At 33.6% G+C, this 13,843-nt stretch carries 14 protein-coding genes; 8 read left to right on the top strand and 6 right to left on the bottom strand.

Features of this window, described 5'->3' with window-relative positions; genetic code table 11:
• Window positions 1–3 precede the first annotated feature (3 nt).
• The 6 genes from ACFPH8_RS03355 to ACFPH8_RS03380 all read left to right on the top strand — a co-directional run bounded on the left by ACFPH8_RS03355 (window position 4) and on the right by ACFPH8_RS03380 (window position 6,520).
• A complete protein-coding gene (locus ACFPH8_RS03355; protein WP_376858459.1) occupies window positions 4–1,422 on the top strand; it encodes an efflux transporter outer membrane subunit in 1,419 nt (472 codons plus the stop codon).
• Window positions 1,423–1,440: 18 nt separating this feature from the next.
• Window positions 1,441–2,034 carry a TetR/AcrR family transcriptional regulator gene (locus ACFPH8_RS03360; protein WP_066247363.1) on the top strand — a complete coding sequence of 198 codons (594 nt, stop codon included), beginning with the start codon at window positions 1,441–1,443 and terminating at the stop codon, window positions 2,032–2,034.
• A 79-nt stretch (window positions 2,035–2,113) separates the two neighbouring features.
• Entirely contained in the window at window positions 2,114–2,509 is a 396-nt protein-coding gene (locus ACFPH8_RS03365) for a hypothetical protein (protein WP_066247367.1), read from the top strand.
• Between the two features lie 241 nt (window positions 2,510–2,750).
• Window positions 2,751–4,736, top strand: a complete 1,986-nt coding sequence (locus tag ACFPH8_RS03370; RefSeq protein ID WP_066247370.1) for a monovalent cation:proton antiporter family protein — start codon at window positions 2,751–2,753, stop codon at window positions 4,734–4,736.
• A 109-nt stretch (window positions 4,737–4,845) separates the two neighbouring features.
• Window positions 4,846–5,565 carry a 3-ketoacyl-ACP reductase gene (locus tag ACFPH8_RS03375; RefSeq protein WP_376858460.1) on the top strand — a complete coding sequence of 240 codons (720 nt, stop codon included), beginning with the start codon at window positions 4,846–4,848 and terminating at the stop codon, window positions 5,563–5,565.
• 190 nt (window positions 5,566–5,755) lie between these two features.
• Entirely contained in the window at window positions 5,756–6,520 is a 765-nt protein-coding gene (locus ACFPH8_RS03380; RefSeq protein WP_376858461.1) for a CDP-alcohol phosphatidyltransferase family protein, read from the top strand.
• 167 nt (window positions 6,521–6,687) lie between these two features.
• Here ACFPH8_RS03380 and ACFPH8_RS03385 read toward each other — a convergent pair whose 3' ends face one another.
• A complete protein-coding gene (locus tag ACFPH8_RS03385; protein WP_248397174.1) occupies window positions 6,688–7,689 on the bottom strand; it encodes an NAD(P)H-dependent glycerol-3-phosphate dehydrogenase in 1,002 nt (333 codons plus the stop codon).
• Window positions 7,690–7,820: 131 nt separating this feature from the next.
• On the opposite strand from ACFPH8_RS03385, the gene ACFPH8_RS03390 reads away from it, so the two are divergent.
• Both ACFPH8_RS03390 and lysM read left to right on the top strand, forming a co-directional pair.
• Window positions 7,821–8,768 carry a nicotinic acid mononucleotide adenyltransferase gene (locus ACFPH8_RS03390; RefSeq protein ID WP_376858462.1) on the top strand — a complete coding sequence of 316 codons (948 nt, stop codon included), beginning with the start codon at window positions 7,821–7,823 and terminating at the stop codon, window positions 8,766–8,768.
• Window positions 8,769–8,934: 166 nt separating this feature from the next.
• The gene (gene lysM, locus ACFPH8_RS03395) at window positions 8,935–9,432 is read left to right on the top strand and encodes a peptidoglycan-binding protein LysM (RefSeq protein ID WP_376858463.1); all 498 of its coding nucleotides are present in this window, start codon (window positions 8,935–8,937) and stop codon (window positions 9,430–9,432) included.
• A gap of 72 nt (window positions 9,433–9,504) precedes the next feature.
• On the opposite strand, the gene ACFPH8_RS03400 is transcribed toward lysM, so the two are convergent.
• The 5 genes from ACFPH8_RS03400 to ACFPH8_RS03420 all read right to left on the bottom strand — a co-directional run bounded on the left by ACFPH8_RS03400 (window position 9,505) and on the right by ACFPH8_RS03420 (window position 13,843).
• On the bottom strand, window positions 9,505–10,431 hold the full coding sequence (locus tag ACFPH8_RS03400; protein WP_376858464.1) for a CPBP family glutamic-type intramembrane protease: 927 nt from the start codon (window positions 10,429–10,431) through the stop codon (window positions 9,505–9,507).
• Between the two features lie 7 nt (window positions 10,432–10,438).
• Complete coding sequence (locus ACFPH8_RS03405) at window positions 10,439–10,834, bottom strand: hypothetical protein (RefSeq protein WP_376858466.1); 396 nt, start codon at window positions 10,832–10,834, stop codon at window positions 10,439–10,441.
• A gap of 17 nt (window positions 10,835–10,851) precedes the next feature.
• Window positions 10,852–11,271 (bottom strand): hypothetical protein, encoded by a 420-nt coding sequence (locus ACFPH8_RS03410; RefSeq protein WP_376858468.1) that lies wholly within the window; start codon window positions 11,269–11,271, stop codon window positions 10,852–10,854.
• A gap of 15 nt (window positions 11,272–11,286) precedes the next feature.
• Window positions 11,287–12,582: a flexirubin biosynthesis putative acyl-CoA ligase FlxY gene (flxY, locus tag ACFPH8_RS03415; protein ID WP_248397183.1), complete on the bottom strand. Its 1,296-nt coding sequence runs from the start codon at window positions 12,580–12,582 to the stop codon at window positions 11,287–11,289.
• Between the two features lie 97 nt (window positions 12,583–12,679).
• Complete coding sequence (locus tag ACFPH8_RS03420) at window positions 12,680–13,843, bottom strand: erythromycin esterase family protein (protein ID WP_376858470.1); 1,164 nt, start codon at window positions 13,841–13,843, stop codon at window positions 12,680–12,682.

A 13,843-nucleotide genomic window follows, 5' to 3' on the forward strand; every position in this document is an offset into this window, starting at 1 on the left:
AAAATGAAAGCAAGTATAAATAAAAAATGGATTTCACGTGTTATGGTGTTTGCGTTGCTCGCCATAACCATGCAAAGCTGTTTGGTTTCAAAAGATTATGAACGTCCAGATTTAGAAGATCAAACGGAAAATTTATTCCGTACGGATGAGTTGGAAACGGATTCTATGTCTATGGCAGATGTGTCTTGGAAACAAGTTTTCACAGATCCGTATCTGACCCAATATATAGAAGAAGGTTTACAGAATAATATTGATATTCGTATAGCTATTCAACAAATTATTGCTGGTGAAGCTTACATGAAACAAGGAAACGCGGGTTACTTGCCAACCTTAAGTGCTGGCGCATCGGTGGCACATCAGAAATTGTCTGATAATAGTCAGTTTGGGGCATTTACAAATGGTTCTATTGATCAGTATGAAGCCGTAGCTAACTTATCTTGGGAAGCCGATATTTGGGGGAAAATCCGGAGTAATAAACGGGCCTTTCATGCTGGGTATTTAAAAAGTATTGCAGCACATCAAGCTGTAAAAACCAAACTTATTGAAAGTATTGCTACCACCTATTATACATTAGTGGCTTTGGATGCTCAATTGGAAATTACCAAAGAAACCATTGAAACTCGTAGAAAAACGGTTACGGCAATTGAGTCTTTAAAAGAAGCTGGACAAGTAACCCAAGTGGCCGTAGACCAAAACGTGGCCCAATACAACAATGCGCGCGTACTTCAAATTGAGATTGAGCGTCAAATTTTTAGAACGGAAAATGCGTTAAGTATTTTGTTGGCAAAACAACCGCAAACGTACCAACGAAGCACCTTAAGCGAACAGGAAATTACAACCGAAATGAAACTTGGTGTGCCTTACATTTTATTGCGCAACAGGCCAGATGTAATTGCCGCTGAAAATGATTTCATTCAAGCTTTTGAAATGACTAATGTTGCCAAAGCTAACTTTTATCCGTCCTTAACCTTAAGTGCATCGGGTGGATTTCAAAGTTTGGAGTTTCAGAATTGGTTTGATACCAGTTCACTTTTCGCAAATTTAGTAGGTGGGTTAGCACAGCCTATTTTTAATCAGCGTAAAGTTAGAACGCAATTCGAAGTATCTCAAGCGCAACAAGAGCAAGCCTTATTAAACTTTAAGCAAACTCTGTTGGTGGCAGGACAAGAAGTATCCGATGCCTTGTATAGCTATAAGGCAGAAGAAGATAAGTTCGAATTCCGTGAAAATGAAGTGGAAGCCTTGCGTCGTGCAGAATCTAATTCAGAAACCTTATTAGATAATGGGTATGCTAACTATTTAGATTTATTAACGGCTAGACAAAGTGTGTTGGTAGCAGAATTGAATACCATTGATAATAAGTTAGAACAATTGCTATCTGTTGTTAGATTTTACAAAGCACTAGGTGGTGGTTGGAAATAACGGAAGGACCACCATGTTATGATAAATAAGCAAGACATACTTTTGTGCTCCATTACCAACTTCACCAAGTTTGGTAGCAAACGGTTTACATTAGATGATCTGGCTTTGGAATTAGGCATTTCAAAAAAAACAATTTACCAGTATTTTAATGGTAAAGAAGCCTTGGTAGCTGAAAGTTTAAGCTACTTATTAGATAACTACGTGGAAGAGATTGAGGCTATTCAAGAGCGTGAAGATTTAGATGCCATTGAAAAAATAATTACCATTTATAAACGTGGGTTTGAATATTTAAAACACTTCAAGCCCGCGTTTTTATTTGGTATTAAAAAATACTATCCCAAAGCCGATGGGGTTTTTACAGCATTTTCAGATCGGTTAGTCAATACCATTATATACACCCTATTAGTAAAGGCCCAACAACAGCAAATAATTAAACCACGGGTAGATGTAGCTTTGGTTGCCAAATTATACATGTTGCGCGTAGATAATGTGGCCTTTAAGGACGATAATTTATTTAAAACCTACAGTTTATCTACCGTTTTAAACCACCTGATTATTTATAATCTGCGTGGCATTACAGTTTCTGGTTATTCTAACGCTTTTTTTGAATAGTTTTTTATTTTTGCATACACAAAGGTTTAGTAATACAAACATCATTAATTTAATCGTTCCACAAGGGAATACTTAGCTTATGAAAAAAGATATTATAATTCCAAAAGTAGATGGTGTTTATGTGGCGATTGTAAATGAATATAACGACATCTATAAAACTCAAGATTGGAACGCGTATATTATAAACGATAAGGCGGTGGATTTGGAAATGGTAATTATTGTTACCAGTGGCTATTCTCAAGATAAAGCGACGTCAATATTCAGAAAAAAGCTGGATAAACTTCCAGCCAAAAGCTATGCGAAAATTGAACTCATGCAGGAAGACTTATTTGCATTGAACAATCAGTTTCAAGTCACGTTTTTTGAAGGTAATACCATGTTTGATAAAACCTATCTCTTCCGAAAAAACACCATTAATTTAAAAGCCTTGCAAACCATTCCATTAATGGAAGCTAAAGGTGTTTTGGTAAAATAGTAATTCGGATAAGAATTTTTTTATTAATAATAGCCGTTTAAAAACAGCCCTGTATTTATGTTGTGGGTTATTCTTAAGAAGGTATAAACTGAAGTACTGTGAATAAATATTTACTTCCGGTAAAAAAAACGTATTGATTCACTACCTTTTTGTATTAGCTTTGACCATAGAAAATTCAGTTTTGTGACCAAGGAGAATAACTAAAACCTTGAAATAACCATCAAAAAACCAAGTAAAACTCATGCATTTACCATTATTACAGGACATTTTAATTCTTTTAGTTTTTTCGGTAGCTATTGTTTTTGGTCTACAAAAACTCAAACTTCCTTCTATAATTGGTTTTCTGTTAACAGGAGTCGTTATTGGACCCTATGGATTAAGTCTTATTGAGGCCGTTGAACAAGTAGAAACGCTTTCTGAAATTGGCGTTATTTTATTACTGTTTGTTATAGGAATGGAACTTTCCATCAAGCAATTAGTCTCCATCAAAAAAACGGTTTTTATAGGCGGATTTTTCCAAGTAGGAATTACCGTAGCCGTATCAGCCCTTATTTATTACCTATTAGGATTTTCTTGGAATGAAGCTGTATTTGTCGGTTTTCTGTTCTCTCTATCCAGTACAGCCATTGTTTTAAAAACCTTGCAAGATAGGCATGAAATATCAGCACCTCATGCCAGAAATGCCTTGGCCATTTTAATTTTTCAGGATATTATTGTCGTGCCTATGATGCTTGTTACACCAATGATAGCAGGAGAATCCTCCAACATAGGTGTAAGTATTTTATCGCTCTTGTTAAAATCGGGTATTGTAGTGGTTATTACCTATGTCAGCGCGCGCTATATTGTTCCTAGGTTAATGCATGCTGTGGCAAAAACCAATAGTAAGGAACTGTTTTTGTTAGTGACCATTACCATTTGCTTTGCGGTGGCATTCCTAACATCGGAAGCCGGATTATCATTAGCACTAGGAGCCTTTTTAGCAGGTCTTATTGTTTCAGAGTCTGAATATAGCCATCAAGCTACCAGTATTATTTTACCGTTTCGTGAGCTTTTTACAAGTTTCTTTTTCGTGTCCGTGGGGATGCTATTGGATTTAAACTTTTTCTTAAATAATATACCTATTATTCTCCTGTTATTAGTGACGGTTTTGATTCTTAAATCAGCCATTACAGCAGGCGCCGTTGCCATTCTGAAATACCCTGCTAAAACGGTAATATTAACAGGTTTATCGCTTTTTCAAGTGGGTGAATTTGCTTTTATACTTTCCAAAGTAGGCATTGAATACGGGTTGTTAACAACGGAAACGAACCAATATTTTCTATCCGTTTCTATCCTATCCATGATTTTAACGCCGTTTGTTATTATTTTTTCGGGCACAATTGCGGACAAGCTTATAGGTGTCAGCAAAAAATTAGGATTGAATGGCACGACTGATCCAGAAATTGATTACGAAGAATTGGACAATCAGGATTTAGAAAACCATTTGGTTATTATTGGTTATGGTGTTAATGGTAGCAACTTGGCAAAAGCCGCAGCAGCTAACAATATTCCGTATGTGGTTATTGAAATAGATGCCGAAAAAGTAAAGCGTGAAAAACAAAAGGGTGTTCCTATTATTTTTGCAGATGCCACGGAAGATCATATTCTGGAAACGGTCAGACTTTCTTATGCTAGAGTAGCCGTAATAGCCATTTCAAATCATGTGGCTACCCAAAACATTATTAAAAGTATTCGGTCCCATTCGGATTCATTGTATCTGGTGGTTAGAACGCGATATGTTAAGCAAACGTCTGAATTATTCGCATTAGGTGCCGATGAGGTTATTCCGGAAGAGTTTGAAACATCCGTGCAAATATTTACCCACGTACTTCAAAATTTCCTGGTACCAGAAGATGATATTGAGCATCTGGTTGAAAATATTAGAGCTGATAACTACCAACTATTCAAAGGCGAATTAAAACGTCCAAAAACCTATAGGCCGAACAAGGAATTAGCCGATTTTAATATTACCTGTTTACGGATGAGTTCTGATAGTAATAAATTTATCGGGAAACCATTAAGTGAATTGAATTTAAGAGCCAAATATGGTATTAATGTTTTGGGTATCAAACGCAAAAATAATATGCTAGAAAGCATTCAACCAGATGAAATTATGATCCAAGGCGATGTGTTGTACATTCAAGGAAATCAGAGTAAAATTGAGCAGTTTCATAAAATGATTAAATAAACGGGCTCCTGCGAAGCATTGATTTATAATGTTCTCGTTAATTTGCATGTGACTAACCGTATAACATTTTTGGTAATATTTAAATACATCACCAATTTTAAAAACTAATATGACAAAATTAAAAAATAAAAAAGCCATTATTACGGGTGGCGGAAGAGGACTTGGAAAAGCAACGGCTCTGGCATTTGCCAATGAAGGAATTGATATTGCCATAACAGGTAGAAATGAAGCTGTTTTAAAAGAAACCGTTTTAGAACTAGAGGCATTGGGCGTAAAGGCTATTTATTCCGTATTTGATATCAGTGATTATGAATCTGTTAAAAATGGGATTAAAACTATTATCAATGAATTAGGTTCGGTGGATATTTTAGTAAATAATGCTGGTATTGCAGCCTTTGGAACGTTGAATGACATGGAAGTTGACCAATGGACGCAAATAATTCAAACCAACGTCATGGGAATGTATTACGTAACGAAAGAAGTTTTACCGTATTTAATAAATCAAAATGAAGGTGATATTATTAATGTTTCATCTACAGCTGGATTGAGTGGAAATGCTTGCACTTCTGCCTATTCAGCATCCAAATTTGCCGTTATTGGAATGTCTGAATCCTTGATGAAAGAAGTGCGTAAAAACAACATTCGCGTTTGTACCGTTACGCCAAGCACGATCGTGTCCGATATGTCTATTGGATTAGGAATTGCTAACAAAGATTCTGAAGAACGTGTTTTACAGCCTGAAGATTTTGCAGAATTACTTGTTGCTGGTTTAAAACTACCCAGAAGAGCCATGCTTAAAAGTGCTGCTTTATGGTCCACAAATCCATAAGTAATATACAAATCTGGCAGATATAATCAGCCGCCAGAACTGAACGCATAAAACATAATGTTAAGCACAAATAGAAAATAATTAGAAACAACAGCCTTTTTTAAAAGCACTGGTACGCATTTAGGTTTTAGTGGTATCTTTGCAGTATTCAATGGTATATTCCGCAGAAGAGTTTTTTCTATGTTATTAGATGTCCAAATTACCAAAAGCGCATAAATTTCTGGATCTTTCAGATTATGGAAGACCACTAGCACGCGTTATTGCAAACGCTTTACAACACACCGCATTTACGCCTGTTCATGTTACTATTGGTTTTATTATATCAGGGCTTATAGGGGTTTACTGTATTACCCAAGGATATTATTGGTTGGCGGCCTTCTTTTTAATTTTCAAGTCTATTCTAGATGCTGCGGATGGCGAATTGGCACGTGTAAAACAAAAACCTTCCTATACAGGTCGTTATTTAGATTCGGTTGCCGATATTGTTTTAAACGCCTTAATCTTTGTGGCCATTTGGTCGGTTAGTACCACCAATATTTGGATCTGCCTATTGGCGTTTTTAGGCTTGCAATTACAAGGCACCTTGTACAATTACTACTATGTTATTTTAAGAAATAAATTTGACGGTGATACCACGAGTCGCGTTTTTGAATATGAAACGCCTATTGCATTACACGGCGAAAAGCAGAAACATGTGGATATTCTTTTTGGCTTGTACAAACTGTTTTATGGTGTTTTTGATAAGACTATTTACGCATTAGATCGTCAAGCAGACCAAGGTAAAACCATGCCTAATTATTTAATGACGAGTATTTCTACCTTTGGATTAGGGTTTCAATTACTCGTTATATCCATCATGTTGGTATTAGGCTTAAAAGCGTTTATTCTGCCTTTCTTTTTAGGATATACTGTTATGGTTTTTGTGTTTATAGGTATTCGGAAGTTTTTCTATTAAGTGCTTTCTTGTCAAGTTCATAGGGTAAAAATTCAGTATTCAGATTTATAAATCAGAAATGGATTTATCCTTACAAGCTACCTACATCTTTTCAAACCCAGAGTGCTACCTAATGGAAAGCAAGCTTCCATAGTAATTCGCCTTGCCGGCGTTTGAGGGGGTTTCTTTTAATCTAGTTTTTCCGTTAATTTTTTGAACACCGCTTTAGGTTCCTTTCCTTCATATAAAACGGCATAAACCGCATCTATAATAGGTGTTTTTGTTTTCCTTTTATTTTTCTCGTTGAGTAAATGCGCACTTTTTGTGGCGTAATAGCCTTCAGCCACCATATTCATTTCCATTTGCGCCGATTTTACTGTGTAACCTTTTCCAATCATATTCCCAAACATCCGATTTCTAGAAAATACCGAATACCCCGTAACTAATAAATCACCCAAATAAGCCGAGTTATTAATGTTCCGTTTCATCTTGTGCATCTTTTTAATAAAACGCTTCATTTCCCTAATGGCATTACTCATTAACACACTCTGGAAATTATCACCATAACCCAAACCATGAGCAATTCCGGCTGCAATGGCATAAATATTTTTCAGCATGACGGCATATTCCGTACCAATAATATCGTCACTAATTTTTGTTTTTATATAATCGCTAGCTAATGCATTGGCAATTTCTGTTGCTTTTTCTGGATCAGCACAGGAAATGGTAAGGTATGATAAACGCTCTAAAGCAACTTCTTCGGCATGACACGGTCCTGCAATAACCGCTATGTTTTCAAATGGTAATTTGTAAATATCATGAAAATGTTCACCAACCAATAAACCGGATTCTGGAATGATACCTTTTACTGCAGAAACAATGGTTTTCTGGGAAACATTAGCTGTTAGTTTTTCTAATTCACTATACATAAAAGCAGAGGGAATGGCAAAGATTAAAACATCGGCATATTCAGCCATTTCATTAATATCATTGCTTAATTTTAATTGGTCCACTTTAAACTCAACCGAACTCAAATAACTTGGGTTATGTTGTTCTTTTAGTAAATGCTCCTTGGTGTAAACACTGCGCATATACCATCCTACTTCATCTAAATTTTCACAAAGCATTTTTACAATAGCTGTTGCCCAACTTCCTGAACCGAAAACAGCGTATTTTAAAGGTTTACTCATAATTTGTATAGTCTTTAGTATTTCAAAAATACATAAAATATTATGCTTTATCGATATGTAAAGTCCATGCTTTTTTCATTTTGGCACGTGTTTTGAAATCCTAGTAATAATAACTTTAAAATGATGGACTTATGAGGACTATAAAACTACTTTTCGCATTTGCAATTTCAGCAACGCTTTTTACGTCATGCTATACCGATCCAATTATTGTGGATAATTACAATCCAGGACCAGCGCCTTCCATATCTTTAAATCAGTTATTGAATCGTTATGAGCTATGGTATGTGGATATTAATGAAACTATTGGTTATAACGAAACGCCATTTTTACAAATAGCATTTACCATATCCTTTAGAAACGGCAATTTATTTGCTAATAATAACTTGGTAGGATTTGGCGATCAAGGAAACGGATTTGGTATTCAAACAGGAACCTATGATGCCTATAATAATATTTTGGATGTCTACCACGTTATTGATGGATACCAAACCTTTGATGTGTACCAAATAGATAGTAATACTATTGAATTGTACAACCCGAATAACGATACATCCTACTTTTTAGATGGTTACCAACGTAGCAATTTTGATTATGACTATGTGTTTTATGATAATATTCATTATTTCTTACAGGAATATGAAGCTTGGGAAAAAACATATACCAGTCCTACAGGAGCACCAAACGAATTTGATTATGAAAACTATTTGCAGTTTTTAGCCGGTGGAAATGACTCGGAGTTTAGAAGCTCGCAAGATGTTAATGTGTACAATCCGAATAATATTTTTTGGGATTACACCGGACTTTATAATGTTGGAAACATATCTGGAAATAGATATTTAAAAACCCTGACATTAGATTATGATTATTTTGCGGATGAATTTTTTGAACTTCGCGTTTTAAATGATGCGAAAATAGAATTGTATCAGCCAACATCCGGAACGGTTTATGAATTTACAGGTCGTGGGTATATTCAGTTTTTGAAAAATGCTGAAGGCAAACAAACGGAACAGCTTAAAAAGCGAAAGTTTAAAGCTGAAAAGCAAGATAATCCACGTGAACCCATTCGTGAGAAAATATAAAATATTTAATTAGTCTAAAATTTTGAGGAACTGCCTGATGAGAAATCAAAAAGGCGGTTCTTTTTTGTGTTAAAAAACTCAAAATAAGCAAGTGTATCAAGCATTATTTTTGTAAATTATGACTTCAAGAAATCAACTATTAACATTAAAAAACAAGTAAACAATTATGGGATTATTTTCATTTATTAAAAATGCAGGCGCGAAAGTATTTGGTATCGGAAAAACAGATGCTGAAGAAGCAGCCGAAGCAAAAGCAGATGCAGCGGCAGCCAAACTAAAACGTGAATCGGCAGCAGCAAGCCGAATGGAAGAAACGGTTTCCGATTTAAAACTGGAAGCTAAAAACTTAAAAGTAAAAATTGATGGTGATACAGCAACCATTAGCGGAATGGCTTATGATCAAGCTACACGCGAAAAAATTATATTAGTGGTAGGAAACTCTAACGGTATAGCTGTTGTGGACGACCAAATGACGGTTGAACACAAGGAGCCAGAAGCACAATTTCACACCGTAGTTAGTGGTGATACATTAGGGAAAATAGCGAAGGAATTCTACGGAAATGCTATGAAATACCCATTGATTTTTGACGCTAACAAACCAATGTTAACTGATCCTGACAAAATTTATCCAGGACAAGTATTGCGTATTCCAGCTTTAGATTAAGTCAAGGAATTTATAAAAATAAAAAAGCCAACTTTATGAGTTGGCTTTTTTATTTTGTGAAATTAACAGTATTTAATTTGGTCTTAATTTAATTAAATCACTTTCTGATAAAAACTGTCTGACTAAAGAATAAAGATTTTGATTTGTGTTACTGGTGTCTTTTATTTTCATATCTATTTTATAATCCATGTAAGGTTCAGTAGGCACAAAATCTATTATACTGTCTTTAGAACTTAAACTCCATTCAGTAGATTTTAGTAAAAATATAATATCACAATCTTGAGCTTCCAAGGCATTTCCATTCGTGGTATTAAAATTTACAATAGAATTTGATGTTTTAGAAGCTCTTTGCCATGTAACTTTAATCATATCATTTTCATACTGATTTATTGTTTCATCTGGAAAAAATAAACCGATGGATAAAAGTGTCATTAATACAAAATTCCATGCGGCATGAAATATAATTGATTTCAATAAATTGAAGTTAATACAAATCCAAATAGAGAAGAAACCAAAAGCAAACCTGTAAAGAAAACCTTGAAGAGATGATATGGTAAAAAGTTGATCTAGGTCTAAATGAAAAAGAGAAAACAATAATGCATTTCCAACATACAAACTAATTACTAGTGTGTTTGGTCTTTTATAAAAACTTACTATTAATAATGCTATATATATCATCATTAATGTTTTGAGTAGTAAACTTTCAGAAATTAGTAGAAAAACAAATAAACCAATAATAGAAATTATTCTGATACTTTTAGATTTATTAAACCCTCCTCTAAAACTTAATTCTTCTGTAATAGGTGCAACAAATATGGTAATACACAAAAACAAAAAGTATGGAACTTTAAAGTATTCACTTCCTGCAAACGAATCTTGATTGGATGGGTAAACTAACAAATATAAAGTGCATATTATCGCTAGTGTAATACTAAAAAGTCCAAAAGTCAATAACCAATTAGCTTTGTGTTTTAGCTTTAACATTTTTGATTTGAACATGTTTTTTTTATTTAGGAAATTCAATAGTTGCAATAAAATTTTCAAAAACAATTTTAGATTCATGATCCATTAAACTCGAATTAATTCCTAATGTTTTGTCTTGAGTTTTCAAGGTGTACTCATCTGTGAATTTTTTAATATGAGTCAGATCTTTAAATAATAGCTTTTTTCCGAATAACGAATTTTCCTTGATAAAAATATCAGTTATAGTCAAATATTGTTTTTTAAATTCCCAAAGTGACATTCCAATATATATAATACCAATTAATAAAGTAAGAATATTTGACCATCGTGTATTGTCTGATTCCCATATATTAAAAACGCCTAACCCTGTCCATACTAACCCTAGAATTAGGTTAGCATAGAGTCTTTTTTTCTTGTATTTAATAGTTAGTAGACTCATTGTTTGGGGTTTAAAATCTATAATTTTAGTTCGTAGTATTCGGTTCCTACCACTTCAAAGTTGTTTAAATATGATTCTAATGCAACCAAGGAATTTTTATCAATCAGATGTGATTTTATGGTTAATTCTTTCTGTTTGGATTTTAGCATATAACCACCAACTAATTTTTCAATTTGAGTGATATCTTTTAGTAGTAACTTTTTAACGAAAAGGTTGTTTTTTCTAATATACGTGTCGGTAATGTTTAAATATTGATAAGAAATATCCCAAATAAACTGTGCTAAATATAATGAGCCAGCAGCAATAAAACCTAAATTATACCATCTAAACTCCGTATTCTCCCATATAATAAAAGCACCTAAAGTCAACCAAAAAACACCCAGGACCAAATGGATATAAAGCCTTTTTTTGGTATAATTTATGGTTAAATTTTTCATGAAGTCATACAACAATTAGTCCTTTTTACGATTATCAATAACCATAACCGGTTTTCTGCTCATGGCTGGAAACTGTAATTTTTGAATGATTTTCTTATCGTGAAATTCAATTTTAGGCGCTACACGTAATTTAGCTCTAAAGTGATCTTTAATATTCAAGAGAAGTTTCTCCGTTGGTGTATCTGTTGCTATTTTAATGCAGATTTCATCCGTACCAATGTTGTTGTGCGAAATTTCAATAACATAGCTCTGAATGGCATTAAAATCATTTAAAATATTATCCATTGCTGGTGGATATAAGGTGGTGCCTTTATACTTAATCATTTGCTTTTTACGTCCAACCACAGGGCCTAATCGCATGGTTGTTCTGCCACAAGTACAGGCATCATGATGTGCTTGAACCATATCGCCCGTTTTAAAACGTAACAAGGGCATACCTTCAACGCCTAATGTAGAAATGGTTAACTCGCCCACTTGTCCAGCAGACACCGGGTTTTCAGCATCATCTAATATTTCAGCAATAATTAATTCCGGATGATGATGTCCACCTTGTTGCGCTTCACATTCGTTAAAAGCCGTATTCATTTCGGTGGAAGCATAGGTGGAATACAGTTGAATATCCCATTCATCTGTTATTTTTTTTGATAATGCATTATGTGAAAAATCTAAATTTCGCAAAGGTTCACCAATACAAATGGCACCTTTTACGCCCGATTTGTTGATGTCAATATCATGTTGCTTGGCATATTCAATCAATTTTAATAAAAATGACGGTACGGCAATTAAATAGGTTGGGTTGAATTTTATAATAGAATCCCATTGCAATTCTGGGATTCCTGCACCAACGCGAATCATGCCAGCTCCTAATTTTCGGGATCCTAAAAAGTAGGCCAATCCAGCCATAAAGCGTCTGTCCATAGTGGTCATGAGTTGCATAACATCATTTTCCGTCACACCAGAACAGGCAAAAGATAAGGCCTCATTATAGGCTAAACGCTCTAAATCTTTTTCGGTTAAAGCAAAGGTTACAGGATCGCCTAAAGTTCCAGATGTGGTAACATAATCAATAATTTGATTTTTAGGAACACATAAAAATTCATCATTATATGCTTGCAATTGGTCTTTGGAAGTAGTTGGTATTTTTGTTAAATCTTCCAAGGTTTTTATAGAGGAAATAGCAAGGTTATGCTTTTTAAAAACCTGCTGATAATAGCTTGATTTTTCTTGTAAATACACTAATAATTCAGCCAGCTTTTCTTCTTGAAAAATTTTAATTTCTGATTTAGTAGCTTGTTCTATTTTAGGAATCATATTATTTTTCGGAGGTTTGTGTCTGCAACTTGAGGTAATTTAGTAATTCTAAACATAGTATTTTACTTAACCTCATTTATTTGATTTGTTATGTATTTTAATTTGGATATTTTACGGCTTCTCCTTCTGAAATAAAAACTAAAGCATCAAAGTGCTTAAACCAATTGGTTTTGCTTTTTTTTAGATTAAACATCCCTTCGTATTCTTTTTCTGCATATTCTGGATTATCACTGATTATTTGTTTTGAATCCATAAAATAATTTTTTTCAAGTGAAGATAAAAAGTGAAGTAAATTGTTCTCATCATTATTAGTTTTTTCTATCCATTTCTTTTTTCTATTTTGTATGAATATAGATGAAAAGGCTATGTGGTATGAAATACCTGGGTTTAAATTCACAAATTGACCACCCATTGTTTGACCCTTCATAAAATCATATTCGTATTTTGCCATGTGTGCATTTGCTAACCAAACAATGAATTTTTTTTCAGGCATTGTTTTGACTAAAAAGTCTAGGTTTTTAGCCATTTGACTATCTCTAATTGGTATACCTTTTTTACTTGGTTTATGAGTTGTGTTTATTAATATATTGCTTTTAAAGCTTTCTAAAATTTGAAACCATAATGCATTTTTCATGACATTTTTGTTTACTAATAATTCGCTTATTTCGTTGATTAAATATTTAATTTCTGTTTTTGTAAGAACTTTATTTGCTTCTTTTCTGTTCTTAATATAGGTTTCTATTAAGCTGGTAAAATCTTCTTCGTATTTGATAGCATTATCATTTAGAAAAGCTGTAAGTTTATTTGTGAAATTATAATATGAATAAGGCCCCGAAAATTGGTTATCAAAACCCCAAAGGGTCACATTATTTTCAGTTAGAAAATTGAATAGTTCTTGGCATTGAATAGAATAAGACCAAAAGCCAAAAATATTATCCTTATTATGGTCGAAATAGAGTCCAAAAAAATCACTTTCAAAGGCTATATCTTTATAGTTTTTTTCTAATACTAAATACTTTACAAATTCAGTTTTGGCCAAAAAATCTGAACCAGAATTATGATGAGACTCACCTAAAAAAACAACTTTTTTATTAGTCAAATTAGTATCTAAAATCTCTTTAACTTCTTTGGTTAGTAGACTCTCTATCGAATCTAATTCATAAATATTCTTTTCGAATTGTGCTAAAAGAGAATTGAAACTCAAAATTATGAAAAACAATGCTGTGGTTTTTCTCATATTTGTAGCCATATTTAAATCCAA

It is taken from the genome of Bizionia hallyeonensis (genome assembly GCF_042657385.1).
Classification (GTDB): Bacteria; Bacteroidota; Bacteroidia; order Flavobacteriales; family Flavobacteriaceae; genus Algorimicrobium; species Algorimicrobium hallyeonense.